Origin of the sequence: Pontibacillus sp. HN14 (genome assembly GCF_021129245.1) — a bacterium.
In the GTDB taxonomy this organism is placed as follows: Bacteria; Bacillota; Bacilli; order Bacillales; family BH030062; genus Pontibacillus.
The window spans coordinates 347470-369544 of record NZ_JAJOLR010000003.1; the positions used below are offsets into that span (position 1 = coordinate 347470).

19 protein-coding genes are annotated in these 22075 nt (G+C 43.4%); 7 read left to right on the forward strand and 12 right to left on the reverse strand.

Annotated elements, in window-relative coordinates; all coding sequences use genetic code 11:
- Positions 1-56 precede the first annotated feature (56 nt).
- The 5 genes from thrB to mgtE form a co-directional block, all read right to left on the reverse strand.
- The gene (gene thrB / locus LQ226_RS12970) at positions 57-965 is read right to left on the reverse strand and encodes a homoserine kinase (RefSeq protein ID WP_231418385.1); all 909 of its coding nucleotides are present in this window, start codon (positions 963-965) and stop codon (positions 57-59) included.
- Complete coding sequence (thrC, locus tag LQ226_RS12975; protein WP_231418386.1) at positions 962-2023, reverse strand: threonine synthase; 1062 nt, start codon at positions 2021-2023, stop codon at positions 962-964. Before thrC ends, thrB begins: the two co-directional genes overlap by 4 nt.
- A 2-nt stretch (positions 2024-2025) precedes the next feature.
- On the reverse strand, positions 2026-3327 hold the full coding sequence (locus tag LQ226_RS12980) for a homoserine dehydrogenase (RefSeq protein ID WP_231418387.1): 1302 nt from the start codon (positions 3325-3327) through the stop codon (positions 2026-2028).
- Positions 3328-3676: 349 nt separating this feature from the next.
- Positions 3677-5536, reverse strand: coding sequence for a monovalent cation:proton antiporter family protein (locus LQ226_RS12985; RefSeq protein WP_231418388.1), 1860 nt, complete (start codon positions 5534-5536; stop codon positions 3677-3679).
- Positions 5537-5556: 20 nt separating this feature from the next.
- Entirely contained in the window at positions 5557-6930 is a 1374-nt protein-coding gene (gene mgtE, locus LQ226_RS12990; protein ID WP_231418389.1) for a magnesium transporter, read from the reverse strand.
- A 259-nt stretch (positions 6931-7189) separates the two neighbouring features.
- Between mgtE and LQ226_RS12995 the strand changes: the two genes are divergently transcribed.
- A complete protein-coding gene (locus LQ226_RS12995; RefSeq protein WP_231418390.1) occupies positions 7190-8365 on the forward strand; it encodes an FtsW/RodA/SpoVE family cell cycle protein in 1176 nt (391 codons plus the stop codon).
- A gap of 303 nt (positions 8366-8668) precedes the next feature.
- Complete coding sequence (gene prpE, locus LQ226_RS13000) at positions 8669-9421, forward strand: bis(5'-nucleosyl)-tetraphosphatase PrpE (protein WP_231418391.1); 753 nt, start codon at positions 8669-8671, stop codon at positions 9419-9421.
- Between the two features lie 21 nt (positions 9422-9442).
- Here prpE and LQ226_RS13005 read toward each other — a convergent pair whose 3' ends face one another.
- Genes LQ226_RS13005 through yjbM form a run of 3 tightly spaced genes read right to left on the reverse strand, consistent with a single transcriptional unit; the run spans position 9443 to position 11791 of the window.
- Positions 9443-10318, reverse strand: a complete 876-nt coding sequence (locus LQ226_RS13005) for an RluA family pseudouridine synthase (RefSeq protein ID WP_231418392.1) — start codon at positions 10316-10318, stop codon at positions 9443-9445.
- A gap of 12 nt (positions 10319-10330) precedes the next feature.
- Positions 10331-11131 (reverse strand): NAD kinase, encoded by an 801-nt coding sequence (locus tag LQ226_RS13010; protein WP_231418393.1) that lies wholly within the window; start codon positions 11129-11131, stop codon positions 10331-10333.
- A 21-nt stretch (positions 11132-11152) separates the two neighbouring features.
- Complete coding sequence (gene yjbM / locus LQ226_RS13015) at positions 11153-11791, reverse strand: GTP diphosphokinase (RefSeq protein WP_255688586.1); 639 nt, start codon at positions 11789-11791, stop codon at positions 11153-11155.
- Between the two features lie 163 nt (positions 11792-11954).
- Between yjbM and LQ226_RS13020 the strand changes: the two genes are divergently transcribed.
- The 4 genes from LQ226_RS13020 (at position 11955) to LQ226_RS13035 (ending at position 14519) form a co-directional block, all read left to right on the forward strand.
- Positions 11955-12527 (forward strand): CYTH domain-containing protein, encoded by a 573-nt coding sequence (locus LQ226_RS13020; RefSeq protein ID WP_231418395.1) that lies wholly within the window; start codon positions 11955-11957, stop codon positions 12525-12527.
- Between the two features lie 141 nt (positions 12528-12668).
- A complete protein-coding gene (locus tag LQ226_RS13025; RefSeq protein ID WP_231418396.1) occupies positions 12669-13073 on the forward strand; it encodes a globin domain-containing protein in 405 nt (134 codons plus the stop codon).
- On the forward strand, positions 13070-13963 hold the full coding sequence (locus tag LQ226_RS13030; protein ID WP_284526855.1) for a ClpXP adapter SpxH family protein: 894 nt from the start codon (positions 13070-13072) through the stop codon (positions 13961-13963). The genes LQ226_RS13025 and LQ226_RS13030 overlap by 4 nt, the downstream gene beginning before the upstream one ends.
- Positions 13964-14345: 382 nt before the next feature.
- A complete protein-coding gene (locus LQ226_RS13035; protein WP_231418397.1) occupies positions 14346-14519 on the forward strand; it encodes a hypothetical protein in 174 nt (57 codons plus the stop codon).
- 545 nt (positions 14520-15064) lie between these two features.
- Here the strand turns inward: LQ226_RS13035 and pepF are convergent.
- From pepF to mecA, 4 genes are all read right to left on the reverse strand, one after another.
- Positions 15065-16870, reverse strand: coding sequence for an oligoendopeptidase F (pepF, locus tag LQ226_RS13040; RefSeq protein ID WP_255688589.1), 1806 nt, complete (start codon positions 16868-16870; stop codon positions 15065-15067).
- A 206-nt stretch (positions 16871-17076) separates the two neighbouring features.
- Positions 17077-18246: a competence protein CoiA gene (locus LQ226_RS13045; protein WP_231418398.1), complete on the reverse strand. Its 1170-nt coding sequence runs from the start codon at positions 18244-18246 to the stop codon at positions 17077-17079.
- A 469-nt stretch (positions 18247-18715) separates the two neighbouring features.
- Complete coding sequence (gene cls, locus LQ226_RS13050; RefSeq protein WP_284526854.1) at positions 18716-20227, reverse strand: cardiolipin synthase; 1512 nt, start codon at positions 20225-20227, stop codon at positions 18716-18718.
- Between the two features lie 168 nt (positions 20228-20395).
- Entirely contained in the window at positions 20396-21085 is a 690-nt protein-coding gene (gene mecA, locus LQ226_RS13055) for an adaptor protein MecA (protein ID WP_231418399.1), read from the reverse strand.
- A gap of 319 nt (positions 21086-21404) precedes the next feature.
- Between mecA and LQ226_RS13060 the strand changes: the two genes are divergently transcribed.
- Positions 21405-22070 carry a TerC family protein gene (locus LQ226_RS13060; protein ID WP_231418400.1) on the forward strand — a complete coding sequence of 222 codons (666 nt, stop codon included), beginning with the start codon at positions 21405-21407 and terminating at the stop codon, positions 22068-22070.
- The last annotated feature ends 5 nt before the right edge of the window (positions 22071-22075 follow it).

Consider the following 22075-nt stretch of genomic DNA (forward strand, 5'->3'; position numbering starts at 1 on the left):
CCCATTCAAAACCTTTTCACGCAAAAAGTGTGCTCCGCTTGTAGCGGAACACACGATTATGATTTCGATTGTGCAGTAGGAATCGTAACGACAGACCCGCTATAATCAACTGATAGACGCTTCCAATCGAAATCAGGATAATTTTTTTTAGCGTTTTCAGTAATCCGACTTCCCTGATCCGTCGGCATAAGGCTCATAATTGTTGGACCTGCGCCGCTCATAAAGGTGCCATATACACCCTCAAGGCTTAAAAAGCTACGAAGTTCTTCGTAATGCGGCATCAGTTCACCACGATATGGCTGATGAAACCGATCTTTCTCCATCATCTTCCCAGCCAGGGCCCAATCCCCTTTTACTAATGCAGCCACGAGCACATTCGCAATTGCGCTTCCTTCGACTGCTTCTTTGTAAGGAAGATTCGGAGGCAGGACGTTTCTGGCTTCACTTGTTTTTAAATCAAATGAAGGAACGGCGGCTAGGAAACAAACCTTCTCAAAAGTGACCGTCGTCCAACTCACTTCCTTCCCCTCCTGATAGGCTATAACACCACTGCCGACAACAGAAGGAGCGACATTGTCAGGGTGGCCCTCCATTTCTGAGGCGATGGATATTTTTTCTTCATCTGTAAGGGTTAAGTCAAGAATCTGATCCGCTAATTCAATTCCTGCCACCATCGCTGAAGCACTGCTCCCAAGTCCACGGGCGACTGGGATTTCACTCGTTACCTCCACATGGTGAGGTGGAAGGTGATGATAGCCGTACTTGTGAGCGGTAAGCTGAGCAGCTTTATAGATGACATTCTCTTCATCCTCAGGCATCCCCTTCACAAACACAGAACAAGCTTTAAAGCTCCAGGACTGAGCTCGTGTTGCCTGGATTTCAAGAAACAGATTCAACGCTACACCAATCGAATCAAATCCTGGCCCGAGGTTGGCGCAGCTAGCCGGAACACGAACGTGAATCATGATAAGACCCCATTTTGGATCGCATTTGTTACCGTTTCAAGGTCATTTGGTAGAACCGTTGGTTGAATAGCGCTTTTTTCAATCGCTGTGGTTGGATCCTTTAAGCCGTTTCCTGTTAGGACACATACAACTTGCGAACCTTTTTGTACGTCTCCTTGTTTTAAGGACTTAAATAGCCCAGCTATTGAAGCACAAGAAGCGGGTTCTGCAAACACGCCTTCATTCTCTGCGAGCCACTGGTAGGCTTCTACAATCTCTTCATCCGTCACTTCTCCAATGGCACCGCCTGAAGTTCCGGATGCATCAAGCGCTTGATTCCAGCTCGCGGGATTACCAATTCGTATCGCTGTTGCCAACGTTTCTGGTTGTTCAATGATTTCTCCTCGAACAATCGCAGCAGAGCCGCTTGCTTCAAAGCCTCTCATATTCGGCAGACCTGTCTTATAAGCGTTGTGATACTCTTTGAACCCTTTCCAGTAAGCCGTGATGTTCCCCGCATTCCCGACAGGAATCAGCAGATGGTCTGGAGCTTTTCCTAATACGTCGCACACTTCAAAAGCAGCTGTCTTCTGCCCTTCCATCCGATACGGATTAATGGAGTTCACGAGCGTATAGTTATCGGTTTCTGCCAGATGCTTCACAATTTTCAGCGCTTCATCGAAGTTTCCTTCAATGGCATAGACTTCAGCTCCGTACATAACAGCTTGAGCCAGTTTCCCCTGTGCAATCTTCCCGTCTGGAATTACAATAATACAGCGAAGACCTGCTCTTGCCGCATAGGCAGCTGCAGCAGCGGATGTGTTCCCTGTAGAGGCGCAAATGACGGCTTCCGCCCCTTCTTCAACAGCTTTTGCCATCGCCATGACCATGCCACGGTCTTTAAAAGAGCCCGTTGGATTTGCGCCTTCGATCTTCACATAGGCATCAATGCCATATTCTTTTGATAGCTTCTGAAGAGGGAGTAGTGGTGTATTTCCCTCGAGCAACGTAAGCTTAGGCGTATCCTCTGTTACGGGTAAAAGAGATTGATAGTGTGATAGAAGACCTTTCCAAGACATGGTTATTTCCCCTCTCCTTCTACTCGATACACGCTGTGGATCGAACGAACCGATTCAATTTCCTCCAACGCACCAAGAATCGTATCCATTTGGAAGCGACTCGCGTTATGTGTGATTAAAATAATATCTGCTGCATCATGACCTTCAACAGGCATCTGTAAAATCTTATCAAGGGACACACCTGCATTAGCAAACTGCTGTGTAATGGCAAGGAATGTACCCGCCTCGTCTTCTCCTTCTAAACGTACGAAGAATTTTGAGAAGATTTCATCCTTAGCTTTTAATTGTTTATCATATTGTGGATAAACAGATGATTCACCCGTTACACCTAAGCGAACATTTTTCACCACATCCATTAAATCTGATACAACTGCTGTGGCTGTTGGAAGTTTACCGGCTCCAGGGCCGTAAAACATTGTCTCTCCAACAGCTTCCCCGTAAACGTAAACAGCATTGTATTCATCTTTAATACTTGCAAGTGGGTGAGCGTTTGGTACAAGCGTTGGCTGCACGCTCATTTCAACCTTCCCATGCTCACGGCTCGCAATGCCTAATAACTTCATGGTATAACCAAGCTGTTCGGCGTAAGCAAGGTCTTCAGAAGAAATGCCACGGATGCCGCTAACTTCTACATCTTCAAGCTCTGTTTGCATTTTAAATGCCAAAGTTGAGAGAAGGCTAATCTTACGAGCCGCATCTAATCCCTCAACGTCTGAGGTCGGGTCAGCTTCTGCGAACCCAAGATCTTGAGCTTCTTTTAAGACGTCATCAAATGTTCGTTTCTCATCAACCATCTTCGTTAAAATATAGTTTGTCGTTCCGTTCACGATCCCCATCATTTTGTTAATTCGATCAGAGGCAAGACCATTTGTAAGAGAACCGATAATAGGAATGCCACCTGCCACACTCGCTTCATAGCGAATATCACAGTGCTTCTCTCTGGCAAGTTCCATTAACTTTCCACCGTGCACAGCCATCATATCTTTATTGGCAGTAACAACATGTTTGCCATTTTGAACCGCTCGTTCAAGGACGTGATACGTGTCCTCAATTCCCCCCATCACTTCGACAATAATGTCGATTTCCGGGTCATTTACAAGCTCATCTACCTGATCCGTTAATAAAGAAGGATCCACCGATGCTCCGCGAGGTTTATCGAGATTGCTTACGAGGATGCGCTTCACATCAATTGAACACCCCACCTGGTGCACAATATCCTCCTGGTGATTTGTAAGAATCTCCACAACCCCAGTCCCTACAGTTCCTAGTCCACATAATCCTACGTTTAATTTCTGATCTTGCATCGTTTTCCCCTCCTTAATGTCTACACAAAGCGTACATATGTACTTCCATTAAAGACATTATAAAGAGCCTCACCCCTAAACACAACCGTATTCCGAAAATTCCTAATAGAGCATCAATAATCACTCAGGCGAAAGATCAACCAAACCCGAACGCCCATAGCCAGTTAACCGCTTACATAAACCTCAAATAAAAAAATGAAAAAAAGTCCTCAATTACTTCATCGAACTAAAGCGTGTCTGACACCCACTCGTTCGCTAAAGGAATAAAGGGTGTCAGACACCCTCCTCTGCTTTAAAGCGCTATAGAAAAAGCTTCGATCCTTGTTGGATCGAAGCTTTTTTGGTTCAGTTATTCGCAGAATTCTAAATCGAATCGTAATTCTTCAACATATTCAGAAGAACCTGTTACAACGAGTTGGTCACCGATTTTCAATTCGGTATCCCCGTGTGGAATGATGGATTCGTTATCACGGAATATGCGTACCATGATCACATCCCCAGTAAACGGGAAGTTTCGAATGTACATGCCATCGTAGTCCTCATTGTTCATTTCAATCTGATACAGATAGCTTTCCTGGTTCGTTAAGATATCGACAACGTTTGGTGCGATAATAAGTGCTTTTAAGAGGGCCTTCGATGATAAGAAGACCGAGAAGACTTCTACACCATTTTCGCGAAGTTTCTGATCTAACTCAGGAGATTCAGCACGTGCAATGACACGTTCAACTCCTTGTTCTTTTGCATAAAGAGCAATCTCTGCATTTAACTGCTCATCGCCAATGGAGGCAACGAGAAGATCCACGTTGAACACACCGAGCTCTTCTAGCAGTTTTGCATCATATTCTTCCACTTCGTTAATCTCAAAGCAGGAGCGACTGACTTTATCGTCAATCTTGTCCACTTTCGTGTGATAGAGATGCGTTTCGTAAAGTTTCGGATCAAGTTCACGGACAACCGGAAGCGTCATACGGTTTGACCCAATAAAGGCCACCTGTTGAACATGCTCTGTTTCTTCGCCGTGAGAGTAAAGCTTCTTAAAGATCACCGGCGCTACAAGACAGGAAACAACCGAAACAAGGATGAGCGCACCTTCCATTCTTGTGCTTATAAGCCCCATCTTTTCACCGATCGTAGCAGCAGCAATCACAAGAGAAAGCTTCGCCGTCAGGATCGAGCCTGTGGCAAAGACCTCCTTCCATGAGTACCATTTCCGTAAGATCAGCGCTGGAATCATTTTCGCAATCACAAGGGCAATGAATAAGAGCGGCATAAGGAGCAGAATTTTCGGATCCTGGAACAGCTTCGGAATATTGATGCCGACACCGACCATTACAAAGAAGATCGGGATCAAGAAGCCATATCCAAAGCTATCAAGCCGCTTCACCATTTCCTGATTCGGAGATAATAAAGCAACAACTACCCCGGCTAAGAAGGCGCCAAGAATATTCTCAGCCCCTACCGTTTCTGAAATTCCAACGAGGATGAGAATGATCGTAAACACAGCACGAGTATCAATTTGGATCGTCCCTTTCGACATCGTCTCAACAAAGGAGCGATTCTGAAAGTACTTCCCAATAAAGTAAATCGCAACCCCTGCTCCAAATAAAATGAGCAGAAGCCACATGCTCGAACTATCTTCCCCGCCATAGATCGATACAAAGACAGCGAGCAGAATCATCGTTGATAAGTCTGCTATAACCGTAACGAGTAACACGATCTGGCCAATATTACTGCGGAGCATTTGCGCATCTTTTAATGTTGGAACGACAACGCCTAATGAAATCGTTGAAATGATTAATGTCATTAGAAAGACATTATCGATAAATCCTGCTAACACAAATAAATAGGAGAGGCCGAGTGAGAGCACAAGAATGAATAAGAACATGCTTGAAGCTACAACGAGTGTATTCGGCGCTTCTCCACCCCCAGGGAGGGTTTCTTTTTTCTTCTTTCCTGCGAAGGCGGAGAAATCAATCTCTAGTCCACTAAGGAACATAAGGAAGATAAATCCTAATGTGGACAAGGTCTCAAGCCACATACCTTCATTAACTAAGTCAAAGCCACTCTGACCTATAATCAGTCCAACGATGATTTCCGCCACCACAACAGGGATGGCCTTTAAACGAAAACGATGAAGGATGATGGGCGTCAGGAATGCTGCGATGACAACGATCACAAGCGAAGTAAGAGATGCAGAACCGTGCTCCATTCACTCGCCCTCCTTTGCTACTAAGAAATCAATAAATGTAAACGTAGAAACGTTGTTGCCATACCGAAATAGATTAAGATTGATATAATATCGTTAATCGTCGTAATAAATGGACCCGAAGCTACAGCAGGGTCGACGTTTAACTTGTGCATGAGTAATGGAACTAATGCACCCGCAAGCGTTGCGACAATGAGAGTCGACATAATCGAAATGCCAACGAGTAACCCGAGATAGAAATCACCTTGCCAGAAATACACGATAAACGTAACAAGGACACCGCACGTAAGACCGGTGATCAAACCTGTTCCAGCTTCCCTGAAGACGAGCTTAATGATTCCTTCTTTCTCATGTTCGCCCGTTGCAAGTCCTCGAACAGCAACAGCCAATGCCTGTGTTCCTGTATTACCTGCCATACCGGCAATAAGCGGAATGAAGACCGCTAATATGGCTACTTGATTTAAGGTCTCTTCAAATCGGCCGATCAGGCTTGCGGTCATCATCCCTAAGAATAATAAGATGACAAGCCATGGTAACCTTTTCTTAGCGGCCGCGAATGCATTCTCATCTGGTCGATCCAAGTCAGATACACCGGCAAGCTTCGAGTAGTCATCGCTTGCTTCTTCTTCCATAACGTCCATGACGTCATCGACTGTAATAATGCCTAGCATATGATCTTGAAAATCTACAACCGGAAGGGCCAAGAAGTCATAGTCGCGCATAAGTTGAGCCACATCTTCCTGGTCCTCTCCGACTTGCACCGACACGACTCGGTCACTCATAACTTCAGAAATATACCAATCTTCTTCTGCTATAATAAGGTCTCTTAAGGATATAACTCCAACTAAATGCTTGTCTTCATCTATAACGAATACATAATAAATGGTCTCAGCGTCGGGAGCTTCTTTTTTCAGATGAAGCATCGCTTCGCGTACCGTTTGATTGGCTCTTACCACAACGAATTCAGTCGTCATGATACTACCAGCCGTTTTCTCTTCATAATACAGGAGTTCTTTAATATCCGCAGCTGATTCCTTATCCATGATCGTCAGGAAGCTCGCTACTTGGTTTTTATCCAGCTCATTTAAGATATCTGCTGCATCATCCGTAGAGATCTCAGCTAAGATTTGAGCGGCGAAGCGTGGGTCCATCTCTGTGAAGTATTCTTCAATATCATCCACATCAATATGCTCCATGACTTCAGCAATCTCTTCAGGAGATAGATACGTATAGATCTGCATCCGTACATCTTGCGTTTGCTCTTCAAAGATTTTTGCCTGGTCGTAAGGGTGAATTTCTAAAAATTCAGCTCGGAATTGGTCAATTTGGTCGTTAAATAATGCATCTTGAATGTTGTCCCATAGTTCACGTCGTTCATGGTCTTCAAGATATTCCATGGATAACCCTCCTTTTCGCCGTTTAACCAGAAGTGGTTCAATGGTTTATGTTGTACAGACTTTTCCACAATACCTAGTCATTTGACCGTTTTATCGTAAGGTCCACACCTTCATTTGTCAATCTTCCCTTAGCATCCTCATTAAGAAGGAAACCCATCCAATGGAAGAAGTTCTTAAAAAAAAGCGCAGAATAGTGTAAACTTTCTAATGGGTACATATATTAATTCGGAATCTATGGAATAGAAGAAAGGGATCCTCCATGAACAACAATCAAGGTCTTAAGATAGACTTTTCACTCATCATGATTTTAATCGCGATCGCTGCTGTTAGTTGCTTTACGCTCTACACCATCCAGCCGACGCTTCCTGCTAAGTATGACTACGTCAATTTCTTTACCCAACAGCTTCAATGGTATGCACTTGGAACCATTGTAATCTGTGTGGTTATGCTATTTGATTATGACCGTTTCCGACAATTTGCCTGGGTTTTATACGGCTTTGGGGTGCTTATGTTATTAATGGTGGAATTAAATATTCCCCCAGGCCTTGTTTATGAGAACAACGGGGCCAGGAGCTGGTTTATGATCGCCGGCAAAACGATCCAACCTGGTGAATTTATGAAAGTGTTTCTCATCATTTTGCAAAGTCACCTGATTGTCCGGCACAACGAGAAGCGCCCAACAGACCGGAGCGTGAAATACGATCTATGGCTTCTTGTCAAAATCGTCGGCGTCGCTCTGCCTCCAATGGCCTTAATTGCCAAGCAGCCTGACTTAGGGACGTTCCTTGTGTTATCGGCGATCACAGCCGCCCTTATTCTGGTCTCAGGAATCCGCTGGCGCATCCTTTTAAGCATTGTTGGGATTATTAGTATGGTCGCTCTTGTCCTTGTTGGCCTCTTTCAATTTTTCCCCGTTGCGATGGAAAAGTTACTCGTGGAATCCGACTTCGGTCACGTAACTGGACGCTTCTACGGCTGGCTACAGCCTGAAGAATATGAAGATTACGGCTACCAGCTCGTCCGTGCGATGATGGCGATCGGATCAGGTCAGTTAATGGGGAAAGGGATTTCTGAGATGCAAGTCTATATCCCAGAACGCCATACGGATATGATCTTTACCGCTATTGCTGAACAATTTGGTTTTATAGGATCTAGTGTTGTCGTTACGCTTTTCTTCCTATTAATTTACCGTATGATTACAACAGCGCTTGAGAGCAATGAACCGTTCGGTAGTTACCTGACTGTTGGGCTGATTGGAATGTTTACGTTCCAGATCTTCCAAAACATCGGCATGTCGATTCAGCTTCTGCCGATTACAGGGTTGCCGCTTCCGTTTATCAGTTACGGTGGTAGTTCCTTGATTACCTACATGCTGGCGATTGGTCTTGTGCTTAATGTTCGGTCCCGGACGAAAACGTATATGTTTGATTCGTAAAAAAGGTGGAAACGCTAAATTAGCGTTCCACCTTTTTTGGTAATAGTGGAAGGGCGTTGCATTAATGAGTGCTAAGGGGTGTCTGGGGAACGACTCGCTTTCCGCAGGCGAGCTGTCGAGCCTCCTCCCTCACTTCGTTCGCTCCGGGGTCTCGTCGACCTCTTTCTCCTGCAGGAGTCTCCCCGTTCCCCAGACACCCCTTGCCATATTCTTACGAACGCCCCACCTCTTATGAGTTAGGTAAAGCAAAAACACAAATTCATAAAAACAATTACAAAAAAGCAAAATCAAGGAGGACCATACATGAAAAAACTAGATTGCATAGGTGATGTGCATGGTTGTTATGATGAACTGATTGAATTATTTACTAAACTAGGTTATTCCACCACGGGCAAGGTTCCTCGTCACCCTGAGGGTCGGATTCCTGTTTTTGTCGGGGATCTTACGGACAGAGGGCCTGCTTCTCTTGATGTAATTCGGCTTGTGTATCGGATGGTGGTAGTGGAGAAAATGGCGAAATATGTCCCGGGAAATCACTGCAATAAGTTGTACCGCTTTTTTAAGGGGAATCCTGTGAAGCATAAGCATGGGTTGGAAACGACTGTGGCTGAGTATGAAGCTCTTTCGAAGGATGAACAAAGAATCGTTAAAGATCAGTTTATTACGCTTTATGAGGAGTCGCCATTGTATCTTGAAGATCCTGAGGCGAATGTGGTGATTGCTCATGCGGGGATTCGTGAGGATATGATTGGGAAATCGTTTCAGAATAAAAAGGTGCGTACTTTTGTTTTATATGGTGACGTTACTGGAGAGTTTGATGAAAATGGGATGCCCGTTAGACGAGACTGGGCCGCTGATTATGAAGGGGGACAGTGGATTGTATATGGGCATACACCTGTCAGAGAACCTCGGTTCAAACATAAGACGGTGAATATCGATACCGGTTGTGTGTTTGGGGGAGCTTTGACGTGTTTCCGTTTACCTGAAGAAGAGATTAGAAGCGTTCCCTCTAAACAGCCTGAAGTCCCTGAGAAATTCCGTTCCTTTGATGATTAATAAAGGTTTGAGCACTAAGGCTCAAACCTTTATTAAGGATTCCATATCTGGTGGTAAAGGGGCCTCTATACACACCTCTTCACCGGTCGAGGGTAATGGAAACTGAATAGAGCTACAATGCAATGCATGTCGCTCTATTCCCACGTTCACGCCATTATATAACGGATCACCACGCAACGAATGACCAATGTAATCAAAATGGACACGGATTTGGTGGGTTCGTCCTGTCTCTAAGCGGACTTTTACCAATGTTGTGTCACGCTGCTTTTTTACTACTTCATAATGGGTAATGGCCCGTTTCCCGGTATCCGTTACACACCTTTCAATAATGGAGCCTGGCGCTCTGTCAATGGAAGCATCAATTGTCCCCTTGCCCTCGTCTAGGTGGCCTTCGACAATTGCATGATAAGTCCTTCTTACCGCTCCTTCTTCTTGTACTTTAGCTAAGAGAGAATGCACAAACCTATTCTTCGCTACAAGCACAATGCCCGAGGTATCACGGTCGAGACGTGTTACAACATGGAATGTAAATGGAATCTGATGGTCATCGTAATACGCCATCAGTCTGTTTGCTAACGTATCATTCAAATGATGAACAGATGGGATTGTGGCAAGAGCAGCTGGTTTATTTAGGACTACAACATCTTCATCTTCATACAAGATCGAGATCGGTTTATGAACAGGAGCCAGGTGTGGGCCTCGCTCTTCAGGAGGGAATTGAATGAACAGCTCATCCCCTGCCCTCACTCTCGCCCGGACTGTAACAGCGGAGTTATTTAAAAGAATGCCTTCGTCATATTTAATGACTTTAATCATACGACGAGAAAATGCTCGTACGTGATATAAATAATCGCGTACGAGCATTCCGTCGTGCTGCTGGTCAACTATATACTTCATTGCCGAGCCCCCTTATCGTTCGTCTGCTATAAAGGAGTCATGGACGCGTTTCCAGAACGGGAAGGGACGGAAGCGAGCAAACCGGACTTTCTCTTTAGCTACACGGCACTGAATGGATTTCACATCCGAATACTTCCGTGTAATATGGTCAAGGGTAATCATAAAGCTCTTATCATTTTGAGGCTTCAGCATTGCCGTATGATGCTTCGGTAAGATTAGCGGAGAGCCAATCGTACGGAAGACGCGGTTATTAATGGAGGCCATTTCAGCAATCTGGATCGCTTCAAGCGAAGGATGAATAATCGCTCCCCCAAGCGCTTTATTATACGCTGTACTTCCAGATGGAGTCGAGATGCAAAGGCCGTCTCCTCGGAAGGTCTCAAAATGCTCTCCCTTAATCTCCACATCAAGCACTACTGAACCTTCTGCTGTTTTCACAGAACATTCGTTTAATGCGAGGTACTTATCTTCTGGCTGATCGCCTTTTGGTCGGATGATGATCTCAAGTAGCGGATACTCAACAACCTGGAACGGAGTTCTGGCAATTTCGATGATCAACTTCTCTAGTTCCTTCGGCATCCAGTCCGCATAGAATCCAAGGTGACCGGTGTGTACCCCAATAAATGCTGTTTCCTCAAGGCGATGGATATATGTATGGAAAGCCTCGAGCAATGTACCGTCTCCTCCAATCGAAATGACAAGATCTGGCTCATCATGATCCAATTCAAGGTTAAATTCTGTTAAGTAATTTTTCATTTTGGACAGAAATTCGTCAGAGGCACTGTCCCCTTTTGACAAAATCGCAAATTTCACTTGAGTTCTCCCCCTTTAAAATTAGGAATCATCATCGTTATCATTTTGATCGTGCTTCTGGCGGAAGATCGCCTGCGCTTCCTGGATCTCGCTTTTTATTTTTGACATTTCTTCATCTAATCGAAATGCGGCTTCAGAAGCGTTTTTTAGACGACTCTTTACTTCTGCTGGAATTTGACCACTATATTTATAGTTTAACGAATGCTCATTTGTAGCCCAAAAATTCATAGCCAATGTACGGATCTGAATCTCTGCAAGGAGCTTCTTTTCCCCTTCGATGGTTTCAACAGGGTACTCAATAATAATATGATACGATCTGTAACCACTCTCTTTTTTCTTCGTAATATAGTCTTTTTCCTCTAAAATATCGAAGTCATTTCGTTTTCTAATCATATTCACAACCGTGTAAATATCATCTACAAACTGGCAAACGACACGAATACCGGCTATATCCTGAATTTCGTCTTCGAGATTCGCATATGGAATATCCTTTTTTCGCGTTTTATCAAGGATGCTAGTAATAGGTTTTACCCTACCTGTGACGAACTCAATCGGAGAATGCATCGCACCATACTCATACTGTGCCCTCATTCCCTTTAATTTTACCTTTAGCTCGTCAACTGCTTGTCTGTACGGGGCTAAAAACGTTTCCCAATTCAATTCTTGCACCACCTTTTATCCAATCATCGTTTATGTAAATAGGACACGATATTGGCCTGTGCTCTATTGTATCATAAATGATTTCATGATTAATATTTGCAATCTTTATCCCATTCATCAATAATAGAAATGGCAAATAAGCCGCAATATTGGAGGAATTTGTATGTCACAAGAAATCGAAATCGAATTTAAAAATTTGCTTAAAGAAGAGGAATATGAAGCTCTCGTAAGTGCTTTAGCCTTTTCAACTGAAGATCGCTTCACTCAAACCAATTACTACTTTGAAACGGATCAATTTGATCTGAGAGATAAGCTTGCAGCCCTTCGCATTCGCAAAAAAGGTGATACATGGACGGCCACTTTAAAAGAACCACATGTTGACGGCCTCCTCGAAACGCATGATACCCTGACTGAAGAAGAAGCGTATCAGTGGATGAATGAAGCACCTGTTACCGCTCCAAATATCGAGAATCAGCTAGCAGCACTCGGCATTCCATTTTCAAACTTAAGCTTTAAGGGTGCTCTTACAACAGAACGCATGGAAAAAGAGTACAAGGATACACTTGTTGTGCTCGACCGCAGCCATTACAACAACGTCACCGATTATGAATTAGAGCTTGAAGCAAAGGAAGCGAATCACGGTAAAGAAATATTTGAGCAGCTTTTACAACAGCACAACATCCCATCACGAGACACTCCTAACAAAATTCAACGTTTTTTCCAATCTCTACTATAAACAGATTTGTTGATTGTTTAAACAACCCGTTGCTACAATAAAATCAAACAAAGAGGCGATTCCTCCCTTCCTAAAGGGCAAATCGCCTTCTCTATAAAAGTGGGGAACGTCCACTAAAATACAAGTAAATGAGGCATTCTTATGAATGATTACCCAGGTACGCTTTATGAGGCCATAGGTGGTCCTGCTGCTATTAACCAACTTGTAGAATCCTTTTACAGCAGGGTTGCCGAGCATCCGAACTTACAGCCCATATTTCCAAATGATTTAACAGAAACGATTCGTAAACAAAAACAATTTCTAACCCAGTTTCTCGGTGGACCTGCATACTATACAGAAGAACACGGGCACCCTATGCTAAGAGCCCGCCACCTGCCTTTTGAAATTACACCAACACGAAAAGATGCGTGGTTGTATTGTATGAATGGTGCGCTAGAAGAAGCTGAGATCGAAGAACCTTACAGAAGTGCAATCTTTGAACGATTAACGCATACAGCTCATCATATGATGAATACTCCAGAACACGGGAAAGGAGAATCGACGTGAGTTTTAAGGCAACTGGGGAACACAACAACATGAACCAAACATCACAATCCCAGTATGGTTTTGTCGACCTTTTAAAGAAGCCTGTTGAGATCTATGTATTTATAGATCCTTTATGCCCTCAATGCTGGTCTTTAGAGCCATTTCTGAAAAAACTTACGCTTGAATACGGGAGATACTTTACCATTCGACCTATTATCAGTGGAAAACTAACCTCCCTGAATGCAGAAGCCTTTCAAAAACCTGAAGACCTGGCAAAAGTATGGGAAAAGGTCGCGTCTAGAACTGGGATGAGCTGCGACGGTGATTTATGGTTCGAAAACCCTGTCTCCTCCCCTTGGATGGCCGCTTTATCCATTAAAGCTGCTGAACTTCAAGGAAAGAAAGCAGGCATGCGTTTCTTACGCAAAATACAAGAAAACTTATTCCTAAATAAACAAAACATTTCTAACGAAGAAGTTTTACTCCGCTGTGCAAAAGAGAGTAACCTTGATGTTGAGGAATTCAAAGAAGACCTTCATTCTGACTCTGCTAAACGCGCACTCCAATGTGACCTTAAGCTCACACGTGAGATGGAGGTCGAAGAAATTCCGGCCATTGTCCTTTTCAACCAGCAAGAGGAAGAAGAAGGCATTAAGATTACTGGGCTTTACCCGTATAACGTCTATGTAAACGTCCTTCAAGAAATGATGCAGAAAGAACCTCAAGCAGCCATAAAACCATCACTTGAGGAGTTCTTAGAATATTACCGCTTCGTCGGTACCCAGGAAATTTCCGTGGTTTTCGACTGGAGCGAATCGAAAACCGAATGCGAGATGAAGAAACTCCAACTGAAACAAAAAGTCGAAAAGCACCCTGTAAAATACGGAACGTTTTGGCGCTATGTGACCTAAACACGAAGGCCCCATCTTTCAATCGAAAAGATGGGGCCTTTTTTGTACCTTTATATTTTATTAAAATATTTAACTATATAAATATCCATTCCAATCATTTATTTCCATTTAAGTAAAAATAAAAAGCCAGGCGGGGTCAGCCTGGCTTTAATCTATGTCTTTATCTTTAAGACAAAGGGGGATGGGAGAAAGTCTCACGATCAAACAAAGGGGTTATTGTTTGGTATGTGATCCTTTTCACAGATAAATATAACAAGAATCCCTGTCGATATCAATATTTTTTCATCACCTTCACAAAAACGTCACATCTATCACCTATTGGTTGGAAAGTATGGGACATTCTTTACATAGACTAGAATAATACAAGTCTGGAGGTGCACCCATGAATGTATTTCCTTTATTTTGGATCGTTGTGACCTTACTCGCTTTTGGTTTTAATTTATTAGGGCTCATGCGCCTCGTTCCGATTTTCATTTCGATGCCTCTCTTGTTCATCGCCCTATACTTCACCATATTCAGCTTCACCCACCGCCGCTCGTTTAGAGGGTTTAAATAAGGTAAGAGAACGTTTCCGTTACCGCTAATTGGGAGTAAGGCGGTCCTGGAAATCACTCGCTTTCCTAGGCCCCACACGACGTGGGGTCGTTCGACGTTGTCACAGGACGTGACGGTCTTAGTCGAACTTCCGCTTTTATATATTAAGCTCTCTCTCCCTCAGGAGTCTCGCAATTTCCAGGACCACCTTTGCCCATTGAGGAGAAACGGTACGTACCATGTATGAGAAATGGGAGCGCATTAAGCCGATGAACAAGTCCGTTAACCCTTCTAAGGGAGGGGCTGTCTGGAGGACTGCGAGACTCCCGCGGGGTAAGGAGCCTAGGGGAGACCCCGGAAAGCGCGTAGCGATTGAGGAGGCTCCCCAGCTCCCCGCAGGAAAGCGAGTGGTCCTCCAGACAGCCCAAGCACTCTTATCGTAACGGACCCAAGCTGAACCTACACCCCCGATCTACCACCTTGCTCTTTCAAAAGCAAACTGAATCATTTTTTTACTTTTATTAGAAATACACAAAAAAGCGACTCCTTTGAAGGAGTCGCTTTTTATTATTTTTGCTTGATTAACTTCTCAAATTCTGCAAGTTTTTCTTCAAAGACATCAAGAGCTGCTTCTATTGGTTCTTTAGAAGTCATATCTACCCCTGCTTGCTTCAGAACTTCAATCGGGAAGTCGCTGCTACCGGCTTTTAGGAATCCTTTAAAGCGATCAACGGCTGGTTCTCCTTCTTTTAAGATCTGAGAAGCTAATGCTGTAGCGGCAGAGTATCCTGTTGCGTATTGATATACGTAGTAGTTGTAGTAGAAGTGAGGGATACGGGCCCACTCAAGACCGATGTCGTCGTCTACAACTACATTCTTTCCAAAGTATTTCTCATTTAAGTCATGGTATAGTTCTGTTAAACGATCAGCAGTTAATGCTTCTCCGTTCTGCGCACGTACATGAATATCATGCTCAAATTCAGCGAACTGTGTCTGACGGAAGACCGTACCACGGAATCCTTCGAGGAAGTGGTTAAGCAAATAGAGTTTCCGCTTTTCGTCTGTTGTATTCTGTAGCAAGTAATCATTTAATAAAGCTTCATTTGCAGTAGAAGCTACCTCAGCCACGAAAATCGAGTAATTTCCATAACGGTAAGGTTGAGTACTCGTTGTATAGTAACTATGCATCGAGTGGCCTAATTCATGCGCGAGTGTAAACAAGTTATTTAAGTTATTCTGCCAGTTCATTAGGATATACGGGTTTGTTCCATAGGTACCGGATGAATAAGCGCCACTACGCTTTCCTTTGTTCTCATCCACATCAATCCAGCGATTTTTGTACCCTTCTTGGATAATGTCCGTATACTCTTCCCCTAACGGCGCCAGTCCTTTTAGTACCGTCTCTTGGGCTTCTTCGTAAGGAATATCCATATCTACGTCCTGCACAAGGTCAGCATAAAGATCGTACATATGAACATCTTCTAAATCTAAAATCTCTTTGCGTAGCTCTACATAACGATGTAAAGCAGGAAGACGGTCGTTCACTGCTTCTACAAGGTTGTCATATACCTTTTCAGGGATGTTATTAGAATCTAGCGCAGCCTGACGTGCGGAATCATAATTACGTACATTCGCACTGAAATTATGCTTCTTCACTACTCCACTTAATGTTGAGGAGAACGTATTCTTGAAGTTCCCGTAGGTGTCATACATCGCTTCAAACGCCTGCTTACGGACAGAACGATCCTTAGATTTTAAGAAACGAATGTAACGACCATGAGTAAGGTCGACTTCATTTCCATCCTCATCTGTAAGCGTCGGGAAAGTAAGGTCAGCATTATTTAACATGCCAAACGTTTGTTGAGGATTCGACATCACCTCAGAAGCTTGAGCCAGAAGTTCTTCTTCTTTCTCAGAAAGAGTATGAGGGCGCGCACGTGTAATTTCATTTAGTGCATGCTCATACAACTTAAGCTCTTCTTTTTCACTAAGGAACTTCTCCACTGTTCCTTCTTCCATCGCAAGAATCTCTGGGTCAATATAACTCATCGCACTACCCACTTGAGTCAGTAAACTTTCTGCTCTCGTGTTCATATCTTGATAGTGAGAATTCGTCGTGTCCTGATCATAACGCATGTGCGCATATGTAAATAGCTTCCCTACACGATTCGCCACTTCATCTTGTAATTTCAGAAGATCATATAACGTATCTGCAGATTCGTGTAATTTACCTTTATACTCTTTGATTTTAGGAGTTAACTGCTTAACTGCCTCAAATTCTTCATTCCAAGCTTCATCGGTTGAAAATATATCTTCGAGTCTCCAGGTTCGTTCCTCTGGAATTTCGTCTCGTTTTGGTAGTTCTTTAGCCAATGGAATTCCTCCTTCATTTCTTCTTCTATTACATTTCTTTTTCGGGTCCCGAAAAACCTTCCGAAATGTCAGAAAAATTATTATTTTCCTAGTACCATTATACCCGAAAGCCATGCAATCATGCTAAGATATTGCCGCGCACAATGGGACTTCCTGAAAACCAATCTTTCATCCCCCCTTGGTTTCAACTAAGGGGGGATGATGATTTATAGCAGGGAACGATTCAGAAGTTCTTTTAATACCCATTCGTCCTGTTCGATCGCTTCGTGAACAGTTGTGGGCATAGGGAGATCTATGAGCTTCACATACTTACCGGTTTCTAATTTCTTCAGAATTCCAATCTCACATAGAAGGTTTGTGTAAAGCTCGATTGGTTTTTGAGTATCAGGTAGCAATGGTAGATCGGTACACGTCGTTTTGCTGAAGGGATAGACAGGTAATGAGAAAGGTTCCCCCGTAGGCTGGGGGTGAATTTCGTCCATCAGGATTTTGGCCTGCCATTGATAGGGAGGAAGTTCATATACGTAGGAGAACGGGACGGGCAAATGGATTAGAGCTGAAAGAGTACTTGGATGCAAGCGTCGGAGATAAAGCCATTGTCTCCAAGAAAAATCTGAGCTTTTGTTCATTTTTCTTGGTACTTGCTTTCTAAACCGCCTTTTTTCCTTTAACCAGGATTGAAAGACATAAGAAGGTGAGACAGTCTGATGAGGAGATAAAAGAGAAGTTAAACTACATGAGGTGGACGGAAAGAACGAAAGTTTCCCAAGCGACTTACGATTGGTGAGTAACAAAGGGCGATAAAAACGGGCGAACTGATGGGTGGAAGAACAATAAAACAAGAGCATGGGATGAGGAGTGGCTTTAAATTGCTGCAAGAAGAGTTTTTCAAACGAAGTAAGAGAAAGCATATTGGTATGAGCGCGCTTCAGGCGATTTCCACCTAAAATCCATAAAGGGATAATCCCTGCTGATCTATAACCTTCCGTGCGCAATTTGATCATTTCCGGGGAAATACGACAACACTGGTACTCAATAGCGACACGCTTTTCCCGAATGGTTAGCAACAAATCAGGCCGCTGTTGGATCGAAGGCAAATAAGCTTCTAACTCTACATGGTACCCTTGCCGCCGCAGCCATTCGTATAACTGCCATTTTCCTGCTTCATGATAAGCCCCTTCCCCAACCTCTTGCATACGGCACGTTCCATGTGGCTTGTGTGCGTAATGAGGAATAACTTTAGAACCAGCTTTCAGGGTGACTTCTTCAGAACAGGCTGGACAATAAAAGGGTTGTCTTCTTAATTCATAAATCTCCTCCTTTGTGTATCGTGCTAATACATGAGCGATGCCATCTTTTGTGATTGCTTTTAACATACATCACCTCCACCATACCTATTCTCCACCCCTTCTGATATTCCTTCTTTTTCAAAAGAAGCCGTTAACCATTATCATGCAAGTAAGGCAGCTTTAGATCCTCCACCCAGGAAATAGACTGTCTCTTCAGCCCACGGGAGTCTCGCAGTTCCCAGACCCTTCTTTTCAATATTAATATTAACGGAAACACGCCCTTTTAGGGGAAGGTTGAATTCTAGAGAGCAATGAAATGCGGTCCGTTCAACTACTAAACTCCAGGGCTTGATCGGGGACTGCGAGACTCCCGCGGGGTTAAGAGCCTAGGGGAGACCCCACAGAGAGCGATAGCGAACGAGGAGGCTTCCCAGCTCCCCGCAGGAAAGCGAGTTGTCCCCGAGCAAGCCCCTTCTCTTTTCTGGCAACGGACCTCTCCTTCCCCACCCTTACAAACAAAAAAGCCCTGATCCTACGTCGCAGGTCAGGGCTTTGCTTATAAGAGCGGGGATAGGAGGCGGGCTGTGGATTCCATGAAGCGTTTCATAAGTGCGCGCTTACGGAAATCTTCTAAGATAATTTGATTCGATGAATGGAGATCCCGCTCGTAATCATCCACTAATGTTTTAGTACTCTTGGTTCTGTACAAGAAGGCGTTCACTTCGAAATTTAAGTGGAAACTTCTCATATCCATATTGGATGTTCCAATCGAAGCGAGTTCCTGATCAATAATCATAATTTTGCTGTGCATAAACCCTTTATGGTACTCGTAGATGTTTACACCTGCTTCTAGAAGTTCAGGGAAATAGGAACGGGAGGCATGAAAGACAATCCGCTTATCCGGACGGCTTGGCATTAGAATCTTCACATCGATCCCGCTTAACGATGCAGCTTTTAGCGCTGTCAGTATATCTTCATCCGGTATAAAGTACGGAGAAGCGATCCAAATGGAATGCTTCGCTGAGACAATCATGGAAAAGAAAACGTGCTTAATCACTTCCCACTCGTTATCTGGCCCACTAGCAATCATCTGAACTCCGCCTAGGTTTTCGCGCTCGACAAGTTGAGGCGATAAATACTCATTGGTAAGGAGCGTTTCATCTGTCATATAGTACCAATCCTGCAGAAAAATCAATTGCAAGCTTCGGACAGATTCTCCCTGAACATACAGGTGCGTGTCTCTCCAGAATCCGTAATACTCATGACGTCCGAGGTATTCATCCCCAATATTTAATCCACCGACAAACGCTGTATTTCCATCTACTACAATAATCTTCCTGTGATTTCGAAAGTTAATTTTATTATTTAAAAAGGGAAGTTTTACAGGGAGAAATGGCTTCATTTCAACGCCCGCTTCCTTCAACTCTTCTTTATACTGACTAGAAAGTTTCCAGCTCCCGACAGCGTCGTAAAGAAATCGAACTTTCACTCCACTTCGTGCTTTATCCATTAAAATTTGCTTAATCTCATTCCCAATATGATCATGACGCACAATATAATATTCAATATGGATGTGATGAGTGGCTTTTTTCAATTCTTCAAGGATTGCATCAAATGTCTCATCCCCATTTGTTAATACCTTGGTCTCGGTCCTAAACGTGATCGGAGAATGACCAAGGCGTTGCGCCAGGCGGACCAGCATCTTTTGGTGGTCACCCATCTGTTCCACTTGATAAGGCATGATGTCGCTTTCGCCTTCAATTTTCCGAAAGGCTTCTTCATCCAATGCACCCTTTTTACGGAACATTTTCTTCTTTCGATAGTTCTGTCCAAATAAGATGTAAAAGAAGAAACCGACAATAGGCAACGCTGCAAGCACAAGGAGCCACGTCAGCGTCTGTGTCGGATGTCGATTCTCAAAGAAAATCAATAAACCAATAAATATAGCTGAAATCGTAAATAGAATGGAAACGGCTCCGATGAGCCATCCTTGCCACAATTCTTTCGTTACATAAAATACTCCGATTAATATCCCCATAAATACGAGAACCTGAATCCGTTTGAACATACGCTTCGATTCCTTTCTCCAACTAGTATCCCTTCTGCCCTTACTACCTTTGTTTCAATATATGTAGGTAAGATGAGGTTCTTTCTTTTATTTTCGGCGAAAGAATGCTCCTTCATCCTATAGAACGTATAAAAGAGCGGCTCCTTATGGAAAGGTGCCGCTCATCGTTTACTCTGCCGGGAAGTAACTACTGATATGTTCTAACGCATTTTCACCGAAGATCGTTTTACCGTATTCTTCTAGGCGATGAACCGTAAGTGGCGATTCATGGCCAAATTCGAGTAGTTGACTCAGAATATTCTCTTGAGATTCGTCACTTAACTGCCCATCGGCAAATTGAACGTATAGATAATACGAGCCTTCAAAGTGATACAATTGGTCTTCTACATATTGTGCATTCAAGAAGTAATGGCTTAATTGGATTACATCTTCAAAATCGCGGAATCCAATGACAAAGGATAGATTATCGGACTCTACTGCTTCGTCCTCTCCGTCCTGCTCACCTTCTTGATTTGAATTCATTTCTTGATCTAGAAGTGATTCAAGCTTCTCATCCACAGGCATATCTAATGTTTTACCGTCCTCTGTTGGTAATTCAAGCTTATGGCCATCTTTAGAAACTTGCGCTTTCGTTACAACAATTTCTAGGCCTTTATCCATAGCCTGTACTTGAATCCACAACGGACCGTCTATATTAAAGTCTGCTTCATCGTTTACTTCGTCCATCATTTGCCAGAAGAGCTGTTCACTTCTATCTCTATTGTACCAAATCTCTTCGCGGTCAAAACCTCGATCTTCAATATCAATGTAGGAAACATAGAACTTTACTGTATTTTCATTAATGCGTTCGATTTCCATGGAACTCGCTCCCTTCTGTTGATTAGTTAAAGGTGGAAGGGAAAACTTCACCCTTTCAATATTGCTATTACTTTACCTTACCCTCATATGACTATTCTCAACCATTTGATGTGCTCTTTCTACGTGTAATACCATTTTATGATACTACCCTGCTAATTGAAAACAGAATTGCTCAAAAAAGTAAAAACAAACGAATGACCTACATGATCCTTAATCATGATCTCCCATGGTTGTACATATACGTATAACTAGAGGGTTAGTTAATTTAACATTGTAGCTTATTTAGGCGGCTTTGTCACTAGAACTGGGAGGTTTTTTTGTGGATTTTGAGATCATTCAATCTATTCTCATTATTGTTGGAATTGACTTAGTGCTCGGGGGAGACAATGCGATTGTCATTGCCCTTGCAAGCCGAAATTTACCGATGAGTCAACGCAATAAAGCTATTTTACTTGGTACAGGCCTCGCGGTAGGATTACGAATTCTAATGACAGGAATTGCCGTCTTTTTACTGCAAATCCCGTTCTTACAATTTGTCGGTGGAGTACTCCTAGTTTATATTGCTATGACCTTGATCACCGACCAAGAAGACGGGCCTGAAATTCAGGCTCACACAAGCCTGATGGCAGCTGTCAAAACCATTGTCTTCGCTGACCTAGTTATGGGATTTGATAATGTATTAGCCATCGCAGGAGCTGCCAGAGGAGAAGTTTACCTCGTTGTTTTTGGGCTGCTTATTTCTGTTCCCATTATTATTTGGGGCAGTAAGTTAATCCTTCGATTAATGGAAAAATTCCCTTTCCTAATTTACATAGGAGCAGCAGTTCTTGCCTACACAGCAGCCGAGATGATTCTCGGGGAAGCAACGTTACAGTACTTCTACAGCGACTTCCCATTTTTCCATTGGATCATTCCTCCTGCTACAATCATCATTGTTTTAGGAACAGGCTTTTGGTACAACACTCTAAAGAGTCGTCCTTCTTAAAGAAC